Source organism: Marichromatium bheemlicum, from assembly GCF_012276755.1.
In the GTDB taxonomy this organism is placed as follows: Bacteria; Pseudomonadota; Gammaproteobacteria; order Chromatiales; family Chromatiaceae; genus Marichromatium; species Marichromatium bheemlicum.
This window is the reverse complement of sequence record NZ_JAAXKX010000031.1, coordinates 1-25,319: the sequence shown is the minus strand read 5'-3', so window position 1 is coordinate 25,319 and position 25,319 is coordinate 1. Positions and strand designations below refer to the sequence as shown.

General features: G+C 58.6%; 19 protein-coding genes, 1 tRNA gene and 3 pseudogenes. 12 read left to right on the top strand and 11 right to left on the bottom strand.

From position 1 onward, the window contains the following. Position 1: 1 nt before the first annotated feature. Complete coding sequence (locus HF203_RS15200) at positions 2 to 769, top strand: metallophosphoesterase family protein (protein ID WP_168670937.1); 768 nt, start codon at positions 2 to 4, stop codon at positions 767 to 769. Here HF203_RS15200 and HF203_RS15195 read toward each other — a convergent pair. Beyond that, complete coding sequence (locus tag HF203_RS15195; protein WP_168670936.1) at positions 766 to 2,091, bottom strand: O-antigen ligase family protein; 1,326 nt, start codon at positions 2,089 to 2,091, stop codon at positions 766 to 768. The genes HF203_RS15200 and HF203_RS15195 overlap by 4 nt on opposite strands. A gap of 732 nt (positions 2,092 to 2,823) precedes the next feature. On the opposite strand from HF203_RS15195, the gene HF203_RS15190 reads away from it, so the two are divergent. After that, on the top strand, positions 2,824 to 4,092 hold the full coding sequence (locus HF203_RS15190; protein WP_168670935.1) for a nucleotide sugar dehydrogenase: 1,269 nt from the start codon (positions 2,824 to 2,826) through the stop codon (positions 4,090 to 4,092). Beyond that, positions 4,089 to 5,321: a glycosyltransferase family 4 protein gene (locus tag HF203_RS15185; protein ID WP_168670934.1), complete on the top strand. Its 1,233-nt coding sequence runs from the start codon at positions 4,089 to 4,091 to the stop codon at positions 5,319 to 5,321. Before HF203_RS15190 ends, HF203_RS15185 begins: the two co-directional genes overlap by 4 nt. A gap of 3 nt (positions 5,322 to 5,324) precedes the next feature. Here HF203_RS15185 and HF203_RS16235 read toward each other — a convergent pair. Both HF203_RS16235 and HF203_RS15180 read right to left on the bottom strand, forming a co-directional pair. Next, positions 5,325 to 5,507, bottom strand: a pseudogene (locus HF203_RS16235) (hypothetical protein); the annotation flags it as partial. Between the two features lie 101 nt (positions 5,508 to 5,608). Further along, positions 5,609 to 6,318 (bottom strand): IS1 family transposase gene (locus HF203_RS15180; protein WP_168670945.1). Its coding sequence is split into 2 segments (ribosomal slippage): positions 5,609 to 6,037 and positions 6,040 to 6,318, totalling 708 coding nucleotides; the frame shifts between segments, so codons are not numbered across the junction. A gap of 66 nt (positions 6,319 to 6,384) precedes the next feature. On the opposite strand from HF203_RS15180, the pseudogene HF203_RS16230 reads away from it, so the two are divergent. The 3 genes and pseudogenes from HF203_RS16230 to HF203_RS15170 form a co-directional block, all read left to right on the top strand. Next, positions 6,385 to 6,531: pseudogene (locus HF203_RS16230) on the top strand (IS1 family transposase); the annotation flags it as partial. 116 nt (positions 6,532 to 6,647) lie between these two features. Then, positions 6,648 to 7,889 (top strand): lipopolysaccharide biosynthesis protein, encoded by a 1,242-nt coding sequence (locus HF203_RS15175; RefSeq protein WP_168670933.1) that lies wholly within the window; start codon positions 6,648 to 6,650, stop codon positions 7,887 to 7,889. A 7-nt stretch (positions 7,890 to 7,896) separates the two neighbouring features. Continuing rightward, positions 7,897 to 9,132, top strand: coding sequence for an O-antigen ligase family protein (locus HF203_RS15170; RefSeq protein ID WP_168670932.1), 1,236 nt, complete (start codon positions 7,897 to 7,899; stop codon positions 9,130 to 9,132). An 18-nt stretch (positions 9,133 to 9,150) separates the two neighbouring features. Here HF203_RS15170 and HF203_RS15165 read toward each other — a convergent pair. Then, positions 9,151 to 9,738, bottom strand: a pseudogene (locus HF203_RS15165) (transposase family protein); the annotation flags it as partial. 179 nt (positions 9,739 to 9,917) lie between these two features. Between HF203_RS15165 and HF203_RS15160 the strand changes: the two are divergent. The 4 genes from HF203_RS15160 to HF203_RS15145 are packed head-to-tail and all read left to right on the top strand — an operon-like array spanning position 9,918 to position 14,637. Further along, positions 9,918 to 10,997 (top strand): glycosyltransferase, encoded by a 1,080-nt coding sequence (locus HF203_RS15160; protein WP_168670931.1) that lies wholly within the window; start codon positions 9,918 to 9,920, stop codon positions 10,995 to 10,997. After that, a complete protein-coding gene (locus tag HF203_RS15155) occupies positions 10,994 to 12,307 on the top strand; it encodes an AMP-binding protein (RefSeq protein WP_168670930.1) in 1,314 nt (437 codons plus the stop codon). The genes HF203_RS15160 and HF203_RS15155 overlap by 4 nt, the downstream gene beginning before the upstream one ends. Then, on the top strand, positions 12,304 to 14,160 hold the full coding sequence (locus HF203_RS15150) for a heparinase II/III family protein (RefSeq protein ID WP_168670929.1): 1,857 nt from the start codon (positions 12,304 to 12,306) through the stop codon (positions 14,158 to 14,160). The genes HF203_RS15155 and HF203_RS15150 overlap by 4 nt, the downstream gene beginning before the upstream one ends. 45 nt (positions 14,161 to 14,205) lie before the next feature. Next, positions 14,206 to 14,637, top strand: coding sequence for a 3-phosphoshikimate 1-carboxyvinyltransferase (locus HF203_RS15145; RefSeq protein ID WP_246221807.1), 432 nt, complete (start codon positions 14,206 to 14,208; stop codon positions 14,635 to 14,637). 78 nt (positions 14,638 to 14,715) lie between these two features. Here the strand turns inward: HF203_RS15145 and HF203_RS15140 are convergent, their stop codons facing one another. From HF203_RS15140 to HF203_RS15110, 7 genes are all read right to left on the bottom strand, one after another. Further along, positions 14,716 to 15,114, bottom strand: coding sequence for a VanZ family protein (locus HF203_RS15140; protein WP_168670928.1), 399 nt, complete (start codon positions 15,112 to 15,114; stop codon positions 14,716 to 14,718). Then, on the bottom strand, positions 15,104 to 16,567 hold the full coding sequence (locus HF203_RS15135; protein WP_168670927.1) for an undecaprenyl-phosphate glucose phosphotransferase: 1,464 nt from the start codon (positions 16,565 to 16,567) through the stop codon (positions 15,104 to 15,106). The genes HF203_RS15140 and HF203_RS15135 overlap by 11 nt, the downstream gene beginning before the upstream one ends. A 680-nt stretch (positions 16,568 to 17,247) precedes the next feature. After that, positions 17,248 to 17,886, bottom strand: coding sequence for a hypothetical protein (locus HF203_RS15130; protein WP_168670926.1), 639 nt, complete (start codon positions 17,884 to 17,886; stop codon positions 17,248 to 17,250). 82 nt (positions 17,887 to 17,968) lie between these two features. Continuing rightward, positions 17,969 to 20,269: a GumC family protein gene (locus HF203_RS15125; protein WP_168670925.1), complete on the bottom strand. Its 2,301-nt coding sequence runs from the start codon at positions 20,267 to 20,269 to the stop codon at positions 17,969 to 17,971. A gap of 78 nt (positions 20,270 to 20,347) precedes the next feature. Continuing rightward, positions 20,348 to 20,872, bottom strand: coding sequence for a polysaccharide biosynthesis/export family protein (locus HF203_RS15120; RefSeq protein ID WP_168670924.1), 525 nt, complete (start codon positions 20,870 to 20,872; stop codon positions 20,348 to 20,350). A gap of 93 nt (positions 20,873 to 20,965) precedes the next feature. Further along, positions 20,966 to 22,237 carry an outer membrane beta-barrel protein gene (locus HF203_RS15115; protein ID WP_168670923.1) on the bottom strand — a complete coding sequence of 424 codons (1,272 nt, stop codon included), beginning with the start codon at positions 22,235 to 22,237 and terminating at the stop codon, positions 20,966 to 20,968. Positions 22,238 to 22,435: 198 nt separating this feature from the next. Continuing rightward, positions 22,436 to 23,230, bottom strand: a complete 795-nt coding sequence (locus HF203_RS15110; protein ID WP_168670922.1) for a hypothetical protein — start codon at positions 23,228 to 23,230, stop codon at positions 22,436 to 22,438. A gap of 280 nt (positions 23,231 to 23,510) precedes the next feature. Here HF203_RS15110 and HF203_RS15105 point away from each other — a divergent pair. Next, a tRNA-Ser gene (locus HF203_RS15105) sits at positions 23,511 to 23,600 on the top strand. A gap of 207 nt (positions 23,601 to 23,807) precedes the next feature. After that, a complete protein-coding gene (gene mtaB, locus HF203_RS15100; RefSeq protein WP_168670921.1) occupies positions 23,808 to 25,121 on the top strand; it encodes a tRNA (N(6)-L-threonylcarbamoyladenosine(37)-C(2))-methylthiotransferase MtaB in 1,314 nt (437 codons plus the stop codon). Positions 25,122 to 25,319 lie beyond the last annotated feature (198 nt).

Here is a 25,319-nt window from a genome sequence, read left to right as displayed (position 1 = left end):
CATGCTCAAGCGTCTCGCCCGCCTGCTCCCCGGCGCCGGCCGCGCCACGCCCCCCGCCACCCTGCCGGCCGGGATGCGCGTCTATGCCGTCGGCGACATCCACGGTCGCCACGACCTGCTGCAGCGGCTGCGCGAGCGCATCCACGCCGATGCCTGCGCGCAACCGGCGGCGGAGATGCACCTCATCTACCTGGGGGACTATATCGATCGCGGCCCAGACAGCCGCGCCGTCATCGAGCAACTCACCGAGCCGCCGCCGGCGCCACTCATCCAGACCTGCCTGATGGGCAACCACGAATATGCCCTGCTCGGCTTTCTCGAAGCGCCGGAGGCCCACGGCGGCTGGCTGAGATACGGCGGTCTCGCCACCCTGCTCTCCTACGGCATCGGCCCCGTCGACCTCGGCACCGCAGCGGCGCTGGCCGCACTCGCCGAACGGCTGCACGAGCAGCTACCCGAGCACCATCGGCGCTTTCTGCGCCAGCTCGACACCCACCGGGTGATCGGCGACTACCTCTTCGTCCACGCCGGCATCCAACCCGGCGTACCACTGCGCGCCCAGTCGCCACTCGACCTGATGACCATCAAGGCGCCCTTCATCAACAGCACCAAGCGCCATCCCTACCGCGTCGTCCACGGCCACCACATCACCCCCGAGCCCGATATCCGCCCCAACCGTATCGGTATCGATACCGGGGCCTACGCCAGCGGTCGGCTGAGCTGCGTGGTCCTCGAGGGCGAGGCGCTGCGCATCATCGACACCCGCTAGGCGCGCACGCCCTCGACCTCATGGTCCCGGGCCCAGCCCGCACCGAGCAACGCCAACAGCAGATAGGCATAGACCACCGCCGGCATCTGCAGGCTGAAGTCCACCGTGGCATGCACCGCCACCTGCACGGTCGCGGCCACACCGAGCAGCGCCAACTCGTATTCGTGACGCCTCCGGCTGACCTGCCAGGCACGCACCAGCAACAGCGCGAAGGCCGCGAACATCGCCAGCGCCGCCGGCCAGCCGACGTCCATGATCAGCTCCAGATAGTCGCTGTGGCCACGCACGAAGACCATCTGCACATCGGCATCGCGCACCAGCGTGAAGGCCGAGGCAAAGCTCCCCAGCCCGTAGCCGCTCCAGGGGCGCTCGGCGATCGCCTCCCAGACCAGCGGATAGACCAGAAAGCGCGCGTCCTCTTGCTCCAGGCCGCGCAGGATGCGCTCGCCCGTGAGATCACCACTCAACAACAGGTTCAGCCCCAATCCGCCGAGCACCAACAGCAACAACCAGCCACCCAGCCGCCGCGCCCGCCCCGCGTCGAGCCGCGCCGCCCAACTGCCCAGCAGCACCAGCAGCCCCGCCAACAACGCCGTCAGCCCCATCCGCGACTCGGACAGCAGCACCGCGAGAAAGCACAGCAGCAAGATCACCGGCAGCAGCCACCCCTTCGAGGTCAACGCCTCGATCAGCTCGCGCAAGCGGGTCTGACGGCTACGCGACTCATCCAGGCTCAGACGCAGATAACGCAGCATCAGCGCCAACGCCGCCAGCACCCCGAGCCCGGCATAGGTCGCATAGCTGTTGCGGTTGACGAAGGTCGAGGTCAGCACCTCGCGATAACTGGTCTTGTCGAACCAGAGGATGGTCTCGAGACCGCTGTAATAGATCACCAGCCCGTAGAGCGCATAGAGCCCCTGCACGGCCACGAACAGCTTCAACAGCAACAGCGCATGACGCCGGTGCCGACCGTGCCAGACCACCAACAGCCCAAAGCCCAGATAGGTGAGATAACGACCGGCCACCAGCAGCGACTGCGCCGGATCGAGCGACAGCGCGCCGGACAGCCCCGGCAGCGCCAGCAGCGCCGCCGTCTCCGCCCAGAGCGGATGCTGCGCACCCGGCCACAGCCCGGGGACCGCCTGCACAGCCCCCCAGCACGCTACCCCGGCCACCAGCCCACCGGCCAACCACAACAACCGCGGCACCGCCGGCAGCGGCCGCCGCGCCTGCCAGCGCCCGACCACGAACACGATCAGTGCAACACCGATCAGTACGCCATAGAGCTGCGTCCACACCACACCGACGCTGGCGAAGGGCAAGGGACTCAGACAAAACACACAGACCAGGAGCCAGAAGGAAGGGCCACGAGGCGGTAACGAAGACGACTGCTCAGCACGCACAACAAAAAAATCTCGATGGATGAACCGCTTGGACAACAGAAGCCAGGCGGTCACGGGATGATCGGAAGGTCAGAGACACCGATGCTAACCGATCCATCCGTCAGGGACCTTCCATCAACCAGCTCGGCGCAAGCCCATGGCACAGACTCACCGTGCCTCAACTTGCTCGCGCAGCACCCTGCGTTTACTATGCGTGCGCGCCATGCGCCCGCCGCAGACTCTCAAGGACCCAAGCTGTACACATGGAATCCTCTCGCCGATTTCCCTTGCCCCGTTTTACTCCAGCCAGTCAAGGCCGCTTGATGCGCGCTTGCGCCTCGCCGATCAAGGCTCGCAATAACGCTCGATCGTCACCGCCAACATGACGAAGAGCGATCAGTGCTCGCTCGGCGAACGAATCTAGGCGCAAGCGGCCAACCTCAACCTGCTCACAGCCAGGGCTCACCGCAGCCGCACACATTCGCGTGTAGACACCTCACGCGAACATACCCGAAGCCATCGATTCAACACCGCTCAGCAAGACCTGTACGCGCGCGACCGCGATGACATCAATAACCGAAGTGTCTTTTTGGACACTTCGATCATCCTCAAAACCCTCTAGCTGCTGTTCAAGAAAGGCGGCAATGCGTATTGAGCAAAGGAGAACCCAGCATGAAAGTCGCCATCTTCGGATTGGGCTATGTCGGTTTCACGGCAATGTGTTGTATTGCCAAGGATGGACATTCTGTCATCGGCTTTGATGTCAACGAAAGCAAGGTCGAAGCTATCAATCAGGGCCGTTGCCCAATCGTCGAGCCGGACCTCGATGAACTTTTGGCGGAAGGGCTGGCGGAAGGGCGTCTCCAGGCATACACCCAGATCGGCGATCGTCTGGCTGACTGTGAACTCGCCATCGTCTGCGTCGGCACGCCGAGCGCACCCGATGGATCTCACAACATGACCCACATTGCTGAGGTCAGCCGCCAGATTGCCGCAGCCATTGAGCCGACGCGTGCCATGCCGCTCACGGTGGTCTATCGCTCGACCTTCCGCCCCGGAACGATCGAGGGACTGATCGCGCCCATCTTCCAGGCCGAGTTGGGTAAAGAGGCCGAACGTCTGATCGAGCTGGTCTACAACCCCGAGTTCCTGCGCGAATCCTCAGCCGTCAAGGATTACTTCGCCCCCCCTAAGATCGTCATCGGCACTCATGATGGACGCCCGAGCGAGTGTTTGGAAATCCTCAACCGCGACATCGACGCGCCGACCTTCCATGTGCGCTTCGGCGAAGCCGAGCTAACCAAGTTCGTCGACAACACCTGGCACGCGGTCAAGGTTTCTTATGCCAACGAGATTGGTCGGGTGTGTCTGCAACTCGGCCTGAGTGCGACCCAGGTGCACGAGATCTTCGTCTCCGACACCAAACTCAATATCTCGCCCTATTACACCCGGCCCGGCGGCGCCTTCGGCGGTTCTTGTCTACCCAAGGACGTGCGTGCGCTGCAATCCATCGCCGCCGACTGTGGAGCAGGAACCCCGGTGGTCGATGCCTTGCTACGCTCCAACGAAGCGCACAAATATCGTCTCTTCCAGCTTGCGACCCAGGGGCTGCAACCCGGTGCCTCGATTCTGCTAGCGGGTCTCGCCTTCAAAGCGCGCACCGATGATCTACGCGAGAGCCCCAACGTCGATCTGGCGCGCGCACTGTTGCGTGAGGGCTATGCGCTCGACATCTTCGACCCCGCTATCGATGCGACCAAGCTGGTCGGCGCCAACCTCGGTTATACCTACACGCAACTACCAACACTGTCGCGGCTGCTGGTCTCGCGCGAAACCGTCAAGACCAAGCGATATGACCGGGTCATTGCAGCCAATGCCACGGTGCGTCAGCTCACTCTTCCAGACGACCAAGATGTGATCGACCTGGGAGCGCTGGCATGAGCGGTACCGAGACACAAGATCGACCCAACTGGGCCGATCAGCTCACGGGTCGCAAAGTACTTATCATCGTCGAGAACCTGCCGGTTCCCTTCGATCGGCGGGTGTGGCAAGAAGCGCGGACACTGCGCGAAGCTGGCGCACAAGTGTGTGTCATTTGTCCGGTCGGAAAGGGATTCGAGGCGCGTTACGAAGTGCTCGAAGGCGTCCATATCTATCGCCATCCACTGCCACCTGATGGCAATAGTGCCATGGGGTATTTGCTGGAGTACGGTGCGGCACTGTTTTGGGAAACCTGGCTGGCTTGGAAGATTTTTTTTCGCCATGGGTTCGACACGATTCATGGCTGCAATCCGCCCGATCTGATTTTTCTCGTTGCCTGGCCGTTTAAGCTGCTTGGCAAGCGCTATCTATTCGATCATCACGACATCAATCCCGAGCTATATGAGGCGAAGTTCAACCGCCGCGATGGATTTTGGCGATTGCTGCGTCTGTTCGAGTGGCTGACCTTCAAAAGCGCTCGCACGGTCATTTCGACCAATGAGAGTTACAAAGCCATTGCCATAGACCGAGGCGGCAAACGTCCAGAGGATGTCTTCGTCGTGCGCTCCGGCCCGGACCTCTCGCGCGTCAAGGCTGTTCCGCCAGATCCAACGCTGAAGCGAGGGCGGCAGTTTTTGGTGGGCTATGTCGGGGTCATGGGAGCCCAGGAGGGGATCGACCTGCTACTCGAATCCGTGCGCTATCTGGTCCATGAACGTCAGCGCGACGATATTCAATTCATTCTGGTTGGGGGCGGGCCAAGCCTCACAGATATGGAGCAATTAGCGCAGGATTTAAACATTGCGGATTTTGTGACCTTTACCGGTCGAGCGCCGGATAAAACGCTGTTTTCAGCGTTATCAACATCGGACGTCTGCGTCAATCCGGATCGAGTCAATCCGATGAATGACAAATCGACGATGAACAAGATCCTCGAATATATGGCGCTTGGCAAGCCGATCGTTCAGTTCGAGGTGACTGAGGGGCGATTCTCTGCAGGCGAATCCTCGCTGTATGCAAAACCAAACGACGCAATATATTTTGCTGAGAAGATTGCAGAACTACTTGCTAATGATGAGCAGCGCGCACGCATGGGTGAGGTTGGGCGTCGACGGGTGGAGAATGAGCTAGCTTGGTCGTATGAGGCACCGAAATTGATAGCGGCTTACGAGCATGCTTTTAGTAACTGATTACTAACAGCAATACCTGAGGCACCTAAAGATGTAAGTGTCAAGTCCTCTGAGATCGTAAACCCGCTTATTTAACAGCTCTGGCCGTTTCTGCGCCCATTCCTTGAGCGCTTGAATCGGGGCGATGTTCCCGAGCTCTTTCTGGGAAATGTGCTGGTTGTAGACCAGGACGTAGCGGGTGATGGTCTATTCCAGAATCGGTAGTACCGGGAAACCAACCACATCGGGTAGTGCCCTAACCGATAGGTTTTTGAATCGTTCTATGTGCTTGGCTCACTCGCAATGAATTACGCGCACATTGTGGCGTTGTAGTGATGAATGAAGTTCCAGAGTGCACCCAGATAGTTTTCCTGGTTCTTCGAGAACGCGAGCGACTTTCTCACCAAGCGGGAGATACGCTGCCGGAGTGTACCGTTAAACCGTTCGATGTGGTTGGTTTCCCCTTGTGACTTCGCACTGGGATAATGTCGGTGTGCCGGGATGATCCGCGCATAGGCGCTCCAGAAATCTGTGTAGACGGGAGCGGAAGTCTGATATTGCGCTGGGATGGAATCCCACAGAGCCTGTGCGGAGCGCTCCGTACGATCGCCGACATGGACCCCGACGATGCGCCGGGTCAGGCGATCCATGGCGAGCCAGATCCATTGTTTGTTCAGGCGTTTTCCGACAAAGGACCACAGTTCGTCGCACTCCAGGATTACTCCGTAGGGTGTGGTGTTTTTTTTAGCGCGACCTGACGAGGAACCTTCTTGTACTTCTCGTTCACGTAGTTCTGCAGCCAAGCCTCGGAGACCTTCACCGCACGGGCAATTCCGGCCAGGGAGATTTTTTCCAGCAGCAACCGATCGATCAGTTCGCGGGTTTCCTGAGAAACCGGCCCCTTGGCAGGATGGAGAACGAACTGGCGACCGCAATCTTGACACTTGTACAACTGCTTTTTCAGCCGGTTGAATCCATTTTTGGTCACATGGTTGGAGTGACACTGCGGACATGTCAGATACATCTTCTTCACCCTTAAAGCAAGAGATTTTGATTTTATCCAAACCTATCGGCCGGGGCACTACCCCACATCGAACGGTTCAACGGCACACTCTGGCAACGTATCTCCCGCTTGGTGAGAAATTCGCTCGCGTTCTCGAAGACCCAGGAAAACCATCTGGGCGCAGCCTGGAACTTCATTCATTATTACAACGCCACGATGTGCGCGTAACTCATTGCGGGTGATACAAAAACATCTAACCATTCAAAAACCTATCGACCAGGGTAATACCAAATTTTAGTTACCACCAATACAAACGCCTTGATTTAAATAGCGAACTTTGCCGCATGAAAAACCTTGTTTTTTCATCTTTTCTTCTCACAGGTATTCGTGCGCTTGGAATTATTTTCCAGGCCATTGTCACTATTTATCTCGCCCGTGTCCTGCCTATTGAGGACATGGGGATTTTTGCAATGATTTATGTCTGTTTGAGCCTCATGCGTTTTCTTGGCCCAATGGGGTCTGACAAAATTGCCATGCGACGCATTTCAAGCGAGAGGAGTGCAAATTGCGCAACGCAGAGTATCTCAAATACATCCTTCGCACTAACCTGTTTCGTTGGCGTCGGCGCTGCCTTTATTACAGCAACCATACTGTCCTGGCACACATCATTCAGCTCAATTGAAATTATAGCCATTTGCCTAGCCATCCCAGCCTTTTCCTTAATGGGTATTTTCATTTCGCAGATCAGAGGCTTTGGCCAGAACCTCGCCGCTCAGGCACCGGAGGCACTAGGTGTCCATTTTCTGTTTGGTAGCTTGATAGCTCTACTTGCATTCGGTGACGCGATCGAGCTTACTACAATTTTAGTCTCTCTCTGTATCTCAGGCTGGATCGTAACTACGCTTTACCTAATAATTCGCCTACGGATCGGCGTGGATTGGTCCCGCAAACCTCATTTGGTCGACATCAGACGCCTGGCTGTTGAAGGCTTTTCCATCTTTCAAGCATTGCTGATTACCGCCCTATCGGTTCGCGCCCCCATCTTCTTAGCGGGGATGCTAGCCGGTCCAGCCGCCGCCGCTGTGCTTGAAATCGCTACCCGCTTCGGCAATCTAGCGTCTATAACAACGACTAGTGTTGGCGCAACTTTTTCACCACAATTCGCTCGACTGAACTATCAGCAAGACACCGCTGGACTGACAAAATCGCTACGTTTTAGCGCACTACTAGCAACCTTACCCGCCTTGTGTTGGCTTGCGATTCTTGGCGTCGGCGCATCCACAGCAGTCAGCGTACTTTTACCAACGGCTTATGCGGATGCCTACACACCCATGCTACTTGTCGCCCTCGCCTCCAGCATCAATGCTGCCTTTGGTCTCTCTAGCACGCTGCTCCTAATGTCCGATGCGGCAGGGATCGTCCGTTGGTTTTCCTTGGCACAATTGGTCATCATCTGTCTGGGCGCCCTGGCGTTTGTCCCGCACCAAGGCGTGACGGGGATTGCCTGGGCAATGGTAATTGGGGCTTTAGCACGCGACGGCGGAATGATTTCACTCATCTTTTTCAAGAAATTTCGCTTCCATTAAAACATCAATGATAAACAAAAAAGAAAGAATCGCCAGTCAATGGAAAATTAAATTTTTACCCTTGTACACGCTGAGCTTTATTCTATTGGTTGGAATGAAATTAGCATCTTCCGCGCTTCTTTCAGAAAACGAATTCGAGATAGCATCGGAATTTGCAATTTTCCCCAAAACTATAGATGCTGCAATTTTTTTTCTTGCGATTTTAGGGCTATCTCTCTCTCCACCGACCAAACGCAAATGGCTTTTTATTACCTACATAATATCAATTCTAATTACTGGACTAATTTCCCAATTCATCAACGAACGCAGCATAGCTGAGGCTTTATTTATAAATGCAAAGCTTTTGGGGCCGATGACAATACTCGCTGCATTTCTTTTAAATCAAAAGAAATGCCAAAATATTATTAATGGAATTCCTGCGCTACTTTTCTTTATTTCATTTTTAATAATTGCTGGCTTTTTTTTAGTTGAACCTTCTTTTAGAAACGGAAAAGAGTGGTCACCAGCGTATTTCAGCGGAACACACACATCAGCTTATGTCGCATTATCATCAACAGCGATTGCTGTTATGATCATGAAGAAACCTTGGTATAAAAGCACATTAACGATTTTAATTGCTTTTTTTGTTTACATGATCGCAATTGGCTGGGGAGTAAGAACCGCAACAATGGGCCTGCTCGTTTCCGCAACTTATCTATTTCTGGTTTTATTTCAAAAAAAATACAGACCTACACAAATACTCGGGCTTACGGCCATTTTCACTCTTATCTTATTTTATTTACTGCAGTTTAGTTCTTTTTCAGAAATAGAAAAATTTTCTTCTGGAAGAACTACAGAGTGGCTTTCAAGATTATCAACAATCTCTGAAAGACCAACAATCGAGCTACTATTTGGCACAGGCTTAGGAAGCAATGTCACTTTCAGTTCTGTTTGGTGGTGGGAAGAAAAAGACAGCCATAACGACATTATTCGAATACTATATGAACAAGGATTAGCGGGGCTTACACTAGTAGCAGCCATGCTTATTTATCTTTACCTATCCGTCACGCGGTCACACTCATGGAACGCAATATGGCTATATGTCACTGTTAGCGCCGTCTTAAGCAATGGCATCATCTCAAGACCAACAGCATCATATGTATTCGTTTTAGCATTAATCGTATCTCAACAGATAGCCCTATATCGGAAAAACCCCATTCCCAACATCAAACAATTTCATCTAACTAACTCTCGAGCCCCCTGATATTTTATACCCGCTCATTGAATAGCTCTGGTCGTTTCTGTGCCCAATCCTTGAGAGGGCGAACGGGGCCTTGGCGATCAAGCGCTCGATAAAGCCACTGGCCGAGGCTGCTGACTTGTCGTCGAGGATCTCGACATAGACCCAGCGGGTAGCGCGGTCGATGGCGGCGAAGAGATAGCGGCGCCGGTCCTCATCAGGCATCTGGGGCAGATACTTGACGTCGACATGGACGAACCCCGGTTCATAGTCCTTGAAGGTCTTGACCGGGCGCTTCGTGGCGTCGGCCTCCTGCGGGATCAGGGTCTTGAGGTTGGAGACGCCGTGGCGGCGCAAGCAGCGATCGAGCGCCGAGCGCGAGGCCTTGGGGTGGATGAACTCACGGGTCACCACCAACAGGTCATCGAGCGGCAGCAACAGCGCCTCACGCAGCGCCACCACAAGGACTTCCTGCGCCGGCGAGAGCGTCGTGGAGAGTCGATGCGGGCGGTGCGAGGCGTCCTCGACGCCATCACGCCGACGCCACTTGCGCACCGTCAGGGGCGAGAGGTTGTACTGCGCGGCCAAGACCTTGGTCGGCAACGTCGAGGCCTGCAGCTCACGACGAATCGCTGGGGTGGTGCGGGCATTCTTGTGCCGAGCTGTGGACTATTGCGCGCGCGGTGGCTTCGTGAATCAAAAGCTCCAACACCTCGCGGGCTCGGAACAAAGGATCGCTTCGACGGGGAATATGATCACACGGGACGTAACAGATATTCACCTAATCATCTCTAAATGAGCATTCGACAGTGACCAAACCCCTGCATATCTTAATCGCCACTCCGCTTGGCAAGAACGGCAAAGGCGGCATCGACCGCATCATGGATGAATTGCGTGCAGCGCTAGCGCAAGATCCGCCACTCAACCTATCAGTAACCTTTGGAACAACGCGCGGACCAGGGTCGATCTTACTCTCTCCTTTTTATCTACTCAGGTTTATTGCAAGGATGCTGTCTCTACGTCTCACGGGGCGCCTGGATCTTGTTCACATCAATCTCGCAAGCTACGGCAGCACTTGGCGAAAACTGATCGTTGCCAAGATAGCGTCGTTGACTGGGCTGCCCTATGTCATTAATTTGCATGGTGGTTTGTATAGAGATTTTTGGCGCAAGCAGAATCGATTAATTCAGCGCGAGATCCATTCACTGTTTGCGAACGCAAAAAGAATTATAGTCCTGGGTGAAGTATGGAAGAACTTTGTGATTCAATCCGTACCAGAAACCCAAGACCGGGTTATCATCCTTCCGAATGCGACGCGCCGATCACCCCGCGTGCAGTGCAATTCAACGCAAGCACCCATGATCCTCTTTCTCGGCCGGGTCAGCGCAGGCAAAGGGGTTCCTCAATTGATCGAAGCCCTGGGACAGTTGAAGTCATTGCCGAACTGGACGGCGGTGATCGCCGGGGACGGCGATTTGAAGACCGCGCGCGCTCGCATCAGCGAACTGGGGTTGACTGATCGCGTCGAGCTTCCGGGCTGGATCGATTCCGCTGGTGTGACAGCACTGATGGACAAGGCTGCTATCCTGACGCTGCCATCCTTTGATGAGAATCTTCCGATGTCGGTAATTGAAGGAATGGCGGCGGGCTTGGCCGTGGTAGCCACGCCTGTCGGCGCGATCGAGGATATTCTGACTGATGGTGAAAACGGGCTATTGGTCCCGCCAGGGGATGTTTTGGCACTCTCTACCGCACTTCATCAACTAATTAACAATCCCGCATTACGTCAACAGTTGGGAGCAGCAGCTGCCGATTTTCATCGCCAGCATCTCGATATCGATGTATATGCACAAAAACTTTTAAAAATCTGGAATCAATCTGCCTCATGACCGTAAGATCATGGCTAAAAAATATTGCAGTCGGTGATCTAATCCGACGCACCCCTGGTTTTTATGGATATTTTCGCGCATTGCTGCAGAAAATAGATCATGCATCATTCAATGAGCGCAAGCTAATAACGGACCGCCTGTTAGAAACAGCACATAAGACTGCCATACAAACGCCTTATGCACACACACGAAACATTCAAGAAAATGATTATCTTTGGCCTTACTTAGAAAAAGAAACCCTTCGTGATGCACACAACCTATTCAGACGCCGTAGTTTTCTACCACTAAGCAAGGCGACTACGGGAGGAACAACTGGCATCCCGCTTAAGTGCGTTCGCTCATGGAGGTCTGTTGTTTTCGAGCAAGCTGTTTTCGATCATTTAGCAGCATTGAACGGCGTTTCCTGGAAAAAATCGCGGATTGCTATTTTACGTGGCGAAACGGTTAAAGACCCATCAGACTTAACGCCCCCTTTCTGGATTAAAAGGCATGGAGGAAAGCAACTTTCATTATCTTCAAATCATCTCAATGCCAGCACAATATCTTTCTATATTGAGGCGCTGCGTCAATTTCAGCCTGAATTACTCTGGGTTTACCCTACATCCCTAAAAATGCTATGTCGCCTCGCTCCTGAAGGCCGTTTTGAACTGCCGACGCTCAAGTTAGTATTTTCCTCGTCTGAAGTGCTAACACCCGAGATGAACGAGCAGGCGCGCTCTATGTTATGCGTACCTATCATTGATTATTATGGCCAGGCCGAGCGGGTCTGCGCCTCCTATTCGACAAGGGTTGGTGAACACTACTTCTTACCAGCCTATGGCCATGTCGAATTAGTGTTTTCATACGACGATCCAGAATTCGACTTTTACGAAATTGTCGGAACCCCCTATTGGAACGAAGCACAGCCGCTAGTGCGTTATCGCACAGGCGATTATGCAAGAGCTCCCAAAGGCCTGACAGAAAGCGAAATATCAGAAATCTGTCTTGGCATTCGCCCTTTCTTCGGGGTTTCCGGGCGTCAATCCGACTATCTGATATCACCGGAAGGTGGGCGCCTAAAAGGTCTTGGTTCTATCGTACGCGATATTCCAGATGTGGTGCAGATGCAACTACACCAGACAGCCTTAGATACGATTCAAATTCATGTGCTACCCATGCCTGGCTATTCACAAGAAACAGAGAAATTGATCCTTCATCAGGCACGTCAAAAAATTCCTGAGAGCATGAAAATCGAAGTCGTTTGTGTTGATCGCCTCTATCGCACAAAGAGAGGTAAAGCACCGTTGGTCGTTCGGACCATAGCATCATGAATCTTTTTTGGGTCCTTAACCGCCTGCGCTCCATGAGCCTCGCCGAGATCGCCCACCGGGTCCGCGAAAAGGCGAAGAAATCCCTGGCACGTGGCAATCTTGAAGGCTGGGACCGTTATCAATGTCCTGGCCCAGTCCCCACCTTGCCGGGCCTGAGTGAACACCTTGAAACACAGGGTGATAGCGCTTGGCTAGGCTGCGAAACCAAACGCCTGCTAGCTGGCGAGTTTGCCGCACTCGGCGTCACTTGGCCCCCACGCCCACCCAAGACACTGTTCCCGCCCGAGCTATGGCGTCTGGACCCCGTGACCGGCGACTTCTGGCCGGGCCAAGACGTTTACTGTTTCGATATTCCCTATCGCCACGAACGCCGCCTGGGCGACATCAAATATGTTTGGGAGATCAACCGGTTGCAATTCCTGCAACCCTTGGCACTCCAGGTATGCAACACCGGAGATCCCGCAGCTCTAGCAGCCATCGAGTCCGCGATTCAAAGCTGGACGACGGTCAATCCCCCCTTTCGCGGCCTCGGTTGGAATTCCGGGATCGAACTCGGCTTGCGTGCCATCAGCCTGCTGGTGGTGACGACCCTGTGCGGCGACCGGCTCTCGCCAACGACTATCGCCCGGATCCGCGCCATACTGCACGCCCAAGCCGTCTGGATGGACCGCTACCCTTCCCGCTACTCATCGGCCAACAACCATTTGATCGCAGAGACGGCGGGCGAATTCCTGACAGCCCTGGCGATGCCCGACCTACCACTCGCTGCACGCTTGGAAACCAAGAGCAGGCGCATCCTCACTGAAGAGGCCAATAAGCAGTTTTATCCGGATGGCGTCCCGGCCGAGCAGTCGCCGACCTATGGTGCCTTCAGTGCAGAATTTCTATGGCTGTGCGCTCAAACCGCCGAGGCTGCCGGCCGACCGCTCCCCGAGACGATTCGCGAGCGGCTCGTCGCCTTCGCCGACTTCACCGGCTGGTTGACCGATCCCGCCGGTCGCGTTCCGGCTATCGGCGACGATGACGAAGGGCGGGTGCTGTGCCTCGGCCCGATGGATCCGTCCTACCCGGTCAGCGTCTGTCGTCGCTTCGCCGACTCCACGCCTAAGCGCCAGGGAATCAAGACTTTTCATACTGGCGGTTACACAGTGATTCATGAACAGCACGGCAAGCAAGCGCTGCAACTGGTTTTCGATCACGGCCCCTTGGGATATCTGTCGATTGCCGCCCATGGCCATGCCGACGCCCTGGCCGTAGTCGCTACACTCGACGGCGAACCACTGTTCGTCGATCCAGGCACCTATCTGTATCACTCAGGCGGTGCCTGGCGCGACTGGTTCCGGGGAACGCGGGCACACAATACCCTTACGCTCGCAGCCGTCGATCAGAGCCGGATCGCAGGCCCCTTCAACTGGTCACACAAGGCCCGTGTAACCCTCGAAGACGTGCGCGAGGGCGACAATTGGTCGGTCACGGCCAGTCACGACGGCTATCGCCCGATCTTTGGCTGTATCCACCGCCGAACGCTATTCGCGACCGAGCAAGGCTTCTCCATCCACGATCAGCTCGACGGATCCGGCCAGCAGCCCGCCGAGGTCGTGTGGCAACTCGATCCAGCCTGCGAAGTCAGGCGCGACGACCACCAACTCATCATCCGACGCAACGGACGCGACCGCGTCGCGATGCGCTTCGACCCAACAGGAGAGCTACGGATCGCCTCAGGCGGCGCATTGGGCGCGGGCGGCGGCTGGGTCTCGCCCGCCTTTGGCGAAAAGGTGCCGGCGCCGCGCATCGCCTGGCACGGCCTCGTGCCGGCCGCTGGCGTGACCACGACCATCAAGCTCATCGCCTGACCCACAGACAACCCGCCCGGCGACCCCGCCTCATCGAAGCTGCCCATGGACTCAATCAAGATCACAGCTGAGCACGAAACCCAAACCCTTCAAGCCTTGCGCCAAGATCCTGCCCTGCAGGGTCTCATGGAACGCCTTCCGCAGCCCGTCCGCGACAGCTTCACCGAAGAACAGCTATCCGCCCTCAAACTAGCTCTGGCGGCACGAAGCTGGGGCCGACACGCTATCGATTGGCGCGGCACCCTGCGTCTCTGGCGCTACCGCTACTACATCGTCTTTCTTGTCGGTCGCAACCGCCGCACCCTCAGTCGCGGAGAGCTTCAGATTGGGCTCTGGCTGCAAGCCATCTTCATTTTCATTTTCCTCAGCCTCTGCACCTTGATCGGACTCCTGGCGCTTTATATCGCCAAATCCGCCATCGGCATCGATCTCTTTCCTGGCTTTTCACTGGGCATCTGGGGCTGGATCAATTCGTAAAATCCCACTCCACATTCGAGCCGAATATCCATCTTCAGACGAAGCGACACATTCAGTGCAGCGGGAAACACACAAAAATCAACGATTGACTTTATTAAACAAGCAAAAAGACAAAAAACCCACAATAAACAACCCCGCAAAGAAGCCAAAAATATCAGACAACAAATCCCCGCTACTCCCTGTCCGCATCGGCAACAGGCTACTCGTCTGCAAAAGCTCAGAAAACGCGGCAAGTAGGAATATTGCCGTCAAAAAAGACAAAAACAGCTTTCTGTTGTTCATGGCTGCCACATAGGCCAGGATTACCATCCCAAAGAATGCAGCGCCATGAAAATATTTATCACTATTTTCGAAGATGTTTTGCGTGGGTGTTTGGCGAAGTATGAAATAGCAACAAACAGCAAAGATCACCAGGAACAGCGCACGGAGACTCCAGGCAAGCACACGACGATAGGGTACGTCTCGATCAGTAAGCATTTTCATTCTTTCCCAGGAACATCCAGGCGGTTTTCAGCACCACCAGCAGATCGAGAAAGACGCTCCAGTTCTCGATGTAGTAAAGGTCGTGCTCGACACGCCTTTCCGCCTTCTCCCTGGTATCGGTCTCTCCCCGCCAGCCATTGCATTGCGCCCAACCTGTAATCCCCGGCTTGACCTTGTGGCGTCTGGCATATTCCTGAACGACATCCTCCAGCAATTTTCCTTCTGATTTCGTGCCAGTGGCATGCGGCCTCGGGCCGACGATCGACATATTCCCCAGCAGCACATTGAACAGCTGTGGTAGCTCATCGATGCTGGTCTTGCGGATGAGACGACCAACCCGAGTGATCCGTGGGTCGTTCTTGGTCGTCTGACGATCGCAGCGATGATCCGTCATGTCGGTATACATCGACCGGAACTTATAGACCCGGATCAGATTGTTGTTGAATCCATAGCGCTTCTGGGCGAAGAGCACCGGCCCTTTCGACTCGAGTTTAATGGCTATCGCGGTCAGCAGCATGATCGGCGAGACCAGGATCAACGCCGGGACGGCGATGAGCAGGTCTTCGATACGCTTGATGATGGCGCTCCAATCGCTGATCGGACGGTCGTGCAGGCTGAGGACATGCATGCCACCGACCCGGAAGACCGGGCGATCGGCATAGTCGAGCCCTAGACGCCCGGTGGCGAGATAGATATCGATCGACCAGGTGGCCAGGCGATGGGCAACGGACTTGATGCGATCGTAGGCGGTCCACGGCAGGGCGATGATCACCAGGTCGGCGACCTCGCGGCGAACCAGATCCTCGATCTTGCTGGTTGGGCCCAGGAGCGGCGCACCCAGCACATCAGGCAGTCGATCACTGGCGCGGTCGTCGATGAAGCCGACGACCTGAATCCCTTGGCGATCGAACTTACGGATATGTTCGAGCACCGCACGACCGTTCTCCCCCGCGCCGACGATCACCGCCCGCCGGACCGCACGCTTGCTCTGAGGCGGGGCCGCGAGATAGGCGTTGAGGATAAGCCTGCTGGAGAGCAGGTGGACGGAGAATCCAGCCATCCAGAAGCCCGCCCAGAGGCGCGAGAAGTCGTGGGTGATCTTGAAGGTGAAGCCGATCAGCAGGAGCATACCGAAGGAGACGATCTGCGCCTGGAAGGCAACGGTCGGGCGTTGGATATTGGCGCGCAGTCGTTTCCAGTCATAGAGACCGTTCTGAAACGCGAAGAAGCTGTAGATGAGCGCGGCGAGGGTGGCGGCCATGCCATAGCTCAGGACGCTTTCTGGCGTCCAACTCAGGTCGAGTAACGCGAAGACCATGAGCCCGGTCAGTAGCAGGGCCAAGATATCTGCAGCGTAGAGCAGATAGTGCAGACGCGAGAGCGAGGCCAATGAGACCTGTGCCTGCTGATTGATCCCTGATTGTCGTGTATCGACAATCGTCTCCATTGCGCTTCAACCTCCTGTTGGGGCTAGGGTGTTAATCCTTGTGTGGATTGCTTTTTTGGGTTGTTAGCTGGGGTTTTTAATCCCCCCTTGCCCCCCTTTTTCAAAGGGGGGGTTTTTTAGGGGATTTCCTTATACATATCTCCTCAGCGTTCGTTTTGAGGAGCGAACCTAGAGCGTAAGCCTTTGGTTTATATCTCTACACTTTCGTCCATCTAGACTTTGAAATGGCTCACGTAAGTTATTGTTTTTTGTCTTGTGTATAAGGAAATGGTTTTAATCCCCCCCTGCCCCCCTTTTTCAAAGGGGGGGGGGATTGCTAGGGAATTTCCTTACATATCTCCTCAGCATTCATTTTGGGGAGCGAGCCTCGAGCGTAAGCCTTTGACTTTTCGCTCTACACCTTTGTCTATCTAGACTTCGAAATGGCTCACGTAAGCTGTTGTTTTTTTGTTTTGTGTATAAGGAAATGATTTTTAGGGAAAGAGGATTACTTAAACGTTTACCTTTAATATTCAAAGAAAAACGTGAGATTTAATTTTTTATCTGCGCTTTGACACAAGGTCTGGACGCTAGAATCCCGCTTACCTTCTATTCATTTATCAATAGCGCCCACGTCGGCTCGTGTTTTTGAAGTTCCAGAGTCAGAAGAGGTGCGACAGCGAGGTGCCCCATGGGGCATTTCAGCGGCCACGGTCGTAGTCTTTTTGGTATTGAGCGAGGGCCGTGGGGTGCGGGCGGAGCAGGACACGGGTGATGGCGTCGAGGTTAGGCGCGGTGTGGGCGAGGTGGATGAACTGGCGGCGGTATCTGCGCCAGCGGCGCGGTTCGGGGAAGAGCGCGGCGATCTCCTCACGCAGATGACCGACCAGGTTCGGGGTCCACTCGCGCCGACACTGCAGTGCCAAGCCCAGGCGATAGACTAATAGCTCGGCGGCAAAAGGGCCGACCCGGTAGGACTGTTCCAAGGCGCGTAGGGCGGCCGCTCGGTCGTGATTGAAGCGCAGCTCGGCCTCGGCCAGATAGGCCCAGGTGAGCGGGTTGGCCGGTTGTTGACGCAGGCTGGTGGAGAGCGCGGCGATGGCCTCGGCGCCTGTCTCGGTGGCCGGCTGCTGCGTGGGCAGGTCGCGCTTGGCGGCCATGATCAGCAACGCCCCAAGACGGCGGGCCTCCTCCGCGCCCAGCACCGTATCGGGGATCTGTTGATAACGCGTGATGGCCGCGGCACGAATCGCCGCGGCATCGGGTTGATCGAGCCGGGCGCTATGGATCTCGAAATAGCGATCGGCCGGGATGCGCTGCAGCGAGTCCAACAGTCCCACGCCAGAGATCCCGATCAGTCCCAATGCGGCGACGATGACAGCGAGGCCCGGCACGCCAATGGCTCCAAGCCCAAGGCCCCGCTCAGTTGGTGTAATAGTCGCCATAGCGTCCGTAATAAGAGGCGCGATCACCATAGCCATAATAGGCATGACGCTTGGCGTCGACCTGGCTCAATACGGCACCACCGATCGGCGCACCGGCCTTGCGCAGCAGATCGAGCGCGCTCTTCACCGCATCACGCGCGGTGCTCTCCCAGCGCACGATGAACAGCGTGGTATCGACGTAATGGGTGAGGATCACGGCATCGGATACGGCCAGCAGCGGCGGGGTGTCGATGATCACCAGGTCATAGTCGGCCCCGGCCTCCCGAACCAGATCGCGCATGCGCTCGGACTGCAGTAGCGTCTGCGGATCGCGCACCTTGGTCCCGGCGGCCATCAAGGCCAACCCGGTATCGGTGTCATGGATCACACAGTCCTGCCAGCGCGCGACCCGACCGGTGAGGTAGTCGGTGATGCAAGGTCGGTCCTCATCCAGACCAGGCATGGCCTTGGCCAAGTTGGGGCGACGCAGGTCGGCCTCGACATAGAGCACCCGGGTATTGCCGGCACGCGCCAGCAGCAGGCCCAGGCTGGCGCAGAAGGTGGTTTTGCCTTCCCCGGGCAGCGCCGAGGTGGCCAGCAGGATCTTCGGTTTGCGCTCCCCGGGGTGACCGAACATCAGCGAGGTATGCACCGCGCGCAGCGCCTCGGCGAAGGCTGAGGTGGGCTTGTCCAGCGCATAGCGCACCGGCACGCTGGACTTGAGCCGCGCGGCGGTGATCTTCGGCACCATGCCGAGCCCCTTGAGCCGGGTCTCGCGTTCGAGATGGACGAGCGCGCGAAAACCGTTGTCGAGCGCCTCGAGCAGGAAGGCCAGCCCCAGCCCGATCATCAGCGACAGCACCAGGGCGACGGCGACGATCAGCTTCTTGTTGGGGAACGAGGGCACCACCGGCACCTGCGCCTCGGAGATGATGCGCGCGTCGGCCTGCTGCAGGTCCTCTTGGTTGGAGGTCTCCTTGAAGCGCGATAGAAAGGTCTCGAGCAGCACCCGGCTCGACTCGGCATCGCGCTCGAGTTCGCGCAGCTCGACCCGGCTCTTCTCCAGCGCACTGCTCTCGCGAGCGAGGCGCTTCAGACTGGCCGAGAGGGTGTCGACCCGCGCCTGAGCGACCTGCATATCGTTGGCGAGGCTGGCGACGATCTTGTCGACCTCCTCGGCGAGCTTGCCACGGATGTCGGCCAGCTCCGACTTGACGGCGATGGTGTCGGGGTGGCGTGGCCCGTAGCGCTTGGTGATCTCAGCGAGCTTGCGCCGGACCTCGGCCTCTTGCTCGCTGAGGCTTTGCACCAGCGGGGCACGCAGCACGTCACCGAGCGCGGCGGCATTGCCCTGTTGGGCCACCTGCTCCTGCACTTGGTGATAGCGCGCCTCGGCCTGGGCCAGATCGGTCTGGGCGGTGATCAGCTGGACATTGAGCTCGGCGAGCTGTTGTTCGGTGACCGTGCCCTGGCTGCCCTGGACGATCTTGTGGCGCTCGCGATATTCCTGCACCGCAGTCTCGGCGGCGAGCACCTTGGCACGCAGATCGCGGATGCGGGTGCTGAGCCAGTCGGTGGCGCGCTGGGTGGCCTCGAATTTGGCCTCGAGCTGGTCGGTGAGATACAGCTCGGCGAGGGTGTTGGCAAGGCGTGCGGCCTTCTTAGGATCCTCGGACTCGAAGGCGATCTTGATCGTATAGGAGAGCTTGGGGTTGGTTGCCGACAGCGTCTCGGTGACGGCGCTGATGACTGCGGCACGCTCGCGCTGGGCGCGTTCGTCCGCGCTGAGGGCCTCGGTCGCGTCACCGCCCAACCCTAACGCCGCCAGCCAGTCGGCGGAGAGATAGGTTCGCGGGTCGAGCAAACGCGCCAACACGCTGGGCTCACGCAGCTCGGCATTGAACTCAGGGTCTTTGGTCAGCTGTAGCTGATCGACCAACTTGCCGATCAGCCGCCGCGAGGAGATCACGTCGAGTTCGGTACGAATGACGCTGGCATCGGTCGACAGCCCGGACATCACCGCTTGGATGTCGACCACCGCCTCCTGGCGGGTCTGCAGCGTCAGCAGCGCCGAGGCGGTGTAGCGCGGGGTGAGCTGCAGCGCGAAGATCACCGCCAGGGTGGTGAACAGCAACACGGTGCCGATGATGACACCGCGCCGCCGCCACAGGGTGCGGAACAGCTCGCGCAGATCGATCAGGTCGGCGTCGTTGTCGGGCGCCACCTGCCCCGCAAACGGGGGCATCGGTTGCATGGCCTGGGGCTGCATCGGGGGCTGTGCTGGGGTCTGCGTGGTCATCTAGCACGGGCTCCCGGCACGGCAGTACGACACGGGCAAGCCGCGGGGACAGGGTTCCATCGAGTCACGGCGCACCACTCAGAAGAAGCGTTCTTTGACGGTGATGATGTCGCCCGGCTGTACCGGGGTGCTGTTGCTCACCGGCAGGTCTTCCTTGCCGTCACGCTGCATCACGATCTTGTTCTTCGCCGCGCGCGGGGTGAAGCCACCGGCGATCGCCACCGCGTGCAACACCGTCATGTCGGCGACATAGGGGTATCGGCCAGGCTCGATGACCTCACCGATGATGAAGAAGGGGCGATATTCGAGGATGTCGACACTGACCCTGGGGTTACCCATGAAGCCCGCCGACAGCGCCTTGCGGATCTCCGCCTCGGTCTGGTTGAGGGTCAGCCCGTTGACTGCGATCGGCTCGATCAACGGCATGGCGATGGTGCCATTGGCGTTGACGAGGAACTTGCCGGAGAGATGGGGCTCACCGAAGACGGTCACCCGCATCTTGTCACCGGGGCCGAGGGTGTATTGCCCGGCATCGGTGGCGAGCACAGGGGTTGCGAGCGCTACACAAAGCAGCAACCCGAGAAACAGATTGACCAAGCGCATAGTTCGTTCCAGATAACGTCTTGTCGAGGGCGAGTGGTCGCCGATGGTGACCACGAGGCCGGCGGGCGCCTCACCCGGCGGCCATCAGCGCCCTCAGTAGTTCACCAGTAGCTGCAGCTGCAGCAGCTGGCGGTCGTAGTCGTTGAGCGCCGCCGTGCTGTCACGCTCGCGATAGCTGTATTCGGCCCGAACGCTGGCGAGCTGGGTGAGGTGATAGGCCACACCGAGGCTGGCGCGATAGAGGTCGTCCTCGCGCGACACGCCCGCGTAATCGTTGATGGAATACCCCAGGTTGGCGTCCAGCAACAGCGCCTCGGTGAGCTTGTGCTCGAGACGCAGGTTGAAGGCGGTGCTGATCAGCGCCGAGGAGCCGACCGTCGTGGTCTCGAAGGTCTTGCGCTGGAAGTCGGCGATCAGCGAGGTGATCGGCGTCGGGTTCCACAGCGCCTTGACAGAAAAGGCCAGGGCATCGCCGCCGGAGATGTCATCGAGCGCGCGATCGGCGAAGTGGCGCGGCGAATAGCCGACGAAGGCATCGAACACCCACAGGTCGCTGACGCTCTTGCGCAACCCCAGCCCGATGTCGTAACCGGAGCTGTCACGATCAGGGCGCCCGCCGAGGGTGGAGTCCTCGTAGCTCACCTCGCGCAGTCGCGCCGAGAGATAGGCCTCGGCCCCCTCGAAGCGGCTGTAGGACAGCCGCAAGCCGCCATCGACCACGGTGCGATCGCGGTAGCTATTGTCGATGGTGCCGCCACCGACGCGGTCGCTGTCGTCGTAGTTGATATCCTCGGCCTGGATGTCGGCCCGCAACCCGAGGATGCCGAGGTCGCGCTCGAAACCGATCATGCCGCGCAGCAGCTCATAGGTCAGCGGCTCGGCGGTGAGACCATCGCTGTCCGGTGAGGAGCGCGCGACATGGGCGTCGCGATAGAGCACATCGGTCAGCAGCCGCGTGCCATAGACGATGTCGAGCCGGTTACGATTGACCAGGTAGAAATCCTGGTAGTCCTCGCTGGAGAAGTCCTGGTACCAGCCGAGATCAGCGCCGGCCTCGAGCATCACCTCGTGGACGTTCCAGTCCGACTGCAGCCGTGCCTTGGGCTTGAGGACGGTGATGAAGTCGTCTTCCTCATCCTTCGCGGTGGCATAGATGTTGGAATCGAAGGTACCGCTCAGCTCGGCCTGGGGGGTGAGCTTCCAGCCGCCGAGGCGGACGAAGCGTTCGTCCTCCTCGACCGCGACCGGACGCTCGGCGACGGGTTGCAGATAATCGACGCTGGTACGCAACGCCGCATCCTGCGCGAGCACGACCGGGGACAGACACAGCGGGGCGATACCCGCCACAAGGCTCCAACGCTTCATCCCTTGGTTCTCCGCGATATTGGCCGATTCAATCGGGTTACAACTCGATCCCGGGAGACACCCAATTCACATCCACATCATCGGCATATCCTTCGCGGAGCCTTTGAGATCGAGACGAGAGCGGCTACACCAGCCGGGGCGACTTCGGGGCAAGAACACCGCCCCGGCAGTGGCCGGGGCGGCACGATACGACGCCCGCTACAAGGTAGCGGGGCTTGCGGGCGTGACGGTATCGAGCGGGGTCTCGGCCTGCTCGAGGATGTCGTCGGTTGCGGCCAACTCGTCGGCGACGTCGCCACCGATCGCGTCGAGTGCATCGAGCGGGTCCTCGTCACCACCTGCCGCGGTAACGAAATCATCGACCGGCGCCAACGGCTCTTCATCGCCACCCGCGGCCGTCGCAAAGTCGCCGGGATTGATCTGCGCCAGCAACACCTGATCGCCAAGATCCGGGGTCGCGGCAACCAACGCATCATTAGCCGCCAGTCCATCGATCTGCCCCATCACCTGCTCGGCAATCGCGGCGCCCGCCGAACCCGCGGCGGCGCTCGCCTGCGCGGTGGTCGAGGCCAGGCTCACCACGGCATTTCCGGTCACGGCAGGATCGGCCACAGCCAAGACCCGCGGCTCACTCAGCGCCTGCGAGGCGGACTGGGCCAACTGCAAGGCAACCAGGGGCTGGATTGCCGCCAGGGTGTTGGCTTGGGCGGCGATACGCACGGCAGCTCGCGCGGCGAGAGCGGGATTGGCGCGTACCAGATTCTGCAGGATGCGATCGACGATCTGAGCCTGCCCGGCGCTGGGACCGGCCTGCAGGACCTGCGAGAGCAGCTGATCGAGCGCCTCGGCACCTGCAGCACTTGCCTGCTCGAGCTGAGCAGGAGTCGGGAGTTCAACCCCGACGCCAGGCGCGGCACGATCGACCTGGGCGAAAGCAACCCCCGTGGAGGACAAGGCAAGCGAGATGGCGAGTGCGAGCGGATAAGGCTTCATGGCTTCGTCCCTTCATGGACAGTGGAAAAGCCCGAGCCTGCACGAATACCACACGGCGGCAAACACCAACGGCCTTCGAACATCCTCGCGCTTCCCGAGAAAAACGCACTTTGCGTAGCGGATTATCTTCACGCACAGTGTAACAATCAAGCGACTAATGTGACAGCACGCACAGTGGCACCTTCCTTCGCCACGAAACGCAAACGGGGGTAGACAAACCGTCTCGACATCGTTAGGATTCTCGACTCGCTGACGCGCCCTGCGCGGACTGCCAGCACTTGGAGAGGTGCCGGAGTGGTCGAACGGGCTTGACTCGAAATCAAGTGACTCGCTTGCGGGTCCGTGGGTTCGAATCCCACCCTCTCCGCCATATTCCCTTCTGGATCGCCCCGATCCACATCGACACCACCCCGCTCGATCCATCAGCCGTCTTTTGTGCGTCTGCCTTTGGCCCATCGACACCGCATCACGGTCGCCGAGGACGAAAGCGCCCCTGGCCCCCGCTCCTGCAGCTCGACCCGCGAGCCTCTATACTCCGCCCCCCTGAATACCAGCTCCATCGCAGTCCCGATCGACCATGTCCCGAGCCAACCCCCCCGCCCCCACCGTCCGCCTACACAGCCTCGGCTGCCGTCTCAACGAGGCCGAACTCGAGGAATGGGCCGATCAGTTCCAGCATGCCGGCATCCAGCTCGCCGGCGACGACCAGGGCGCCGACCTGGTGGTGATCAACACCTGCGCCGTCACCCAGGAGGCGGTGCGCAAGTCGCGCAAACTGCTGCGTCGCGCCCAGCGCGACAACCCGCGCGCGCGGCTGATCGTCAGCGGTTGTCTGGCCGCGCTCGAGGCCGAGGCACTGGCCGGCGAGTCCGGCGTCGACCTGGTGGTGAGCAACACCGACAAGGACCGGCTGGTGGAGATCGCCGGCGCCACCCTGGCGCTGGCACTGATGCCCGAGAGCGCCACTGCCGGCGGTGCCGAGGCGCTGTTCGCGCGTGGTCGCCAACGCGCCTTCGTCAAGGTGCAGGATGGCTGTCGCTACCACTGCACCTTCTGCATCACCACCCGCGCCCGCGGCGAGGAGCGCAGCCGTCCGATCACCCAGGTGGTGAGCGCGATCGAGCGCCTGGTGCGCCAGGGGGTGCGCGAGGTCGCGCTCACCGGCGTTCACCTCGGCGGCTACGGTCATGACCGGGGCAGCGACCTCGGCGAGCTGATCGCCGCAGTGCTCGCCGACACCGGCATCAAGCGCCTGCGGCTCGGCTCGCTCGAACCCTGGGACCTGCCGGAGGGCTTCTGGCAGTTGTTCGAGGATCCACGGCTGATGCCACACCTGCACCTGCCGGTACAAAGCGGCTCGGACCGGGTGCTGCGCCGCATGGCTCGGCGCTGCAAACGCGACGCCTTCATCGAGCTGGTCGCCGCCGGTCGCGCGGCACGCCCCGAACTCAACGTCACCACCGACATCATCGTCGGCTTCCCCGGCGAGGACGAGGAGGACTGGCGCGAGACCCTGTCGCTGGTCGAGACCGTCGGCTTCGGCCACATCCACGCCTTCGCCTACTCGCCCCGCGCCGGCACCTTGGCCGCCACCCTGCCCGGACGCGTCGACACCGCCACCAAGCGCGCGCGCAGTCAGGCACTGCAGCAGTTGGCCGCCGCCAGCCGCGCCCAGCTGCTGCGCGAACAGCACGGCGCCCGGGTCGAGGTGCTCTGCGAACAGGCCCCCGACCCGGCACGCGACCTGCCCGGCCAGGGCTACACCCCCAACTACCTGCCGGTCCGCTTCACCGCCCTACCCGACCCGATCAACACCAACGCCCTGGTCGAGGTCGAGATCACCGACGACGACGGCGAACACCTACTCGGACAGGCGATCCGGACGCGTTGACCAGACGGGTGATGCCCAGCCCAGCGAAGACCAATCCCCCTACCCCCCTTTGTCAAAGGGGGGAACTGCGTTGGACACGTTTAATGAGGGATGAGATCCCCCCTGCGCCGGAGGGGGAGCTGGGTTGGACGCGTCAATGAGGGGATGCTCCCTTCTGCGTCAGATGCCCAGCCCAGCGAGGACCAATCCCCCCTACCC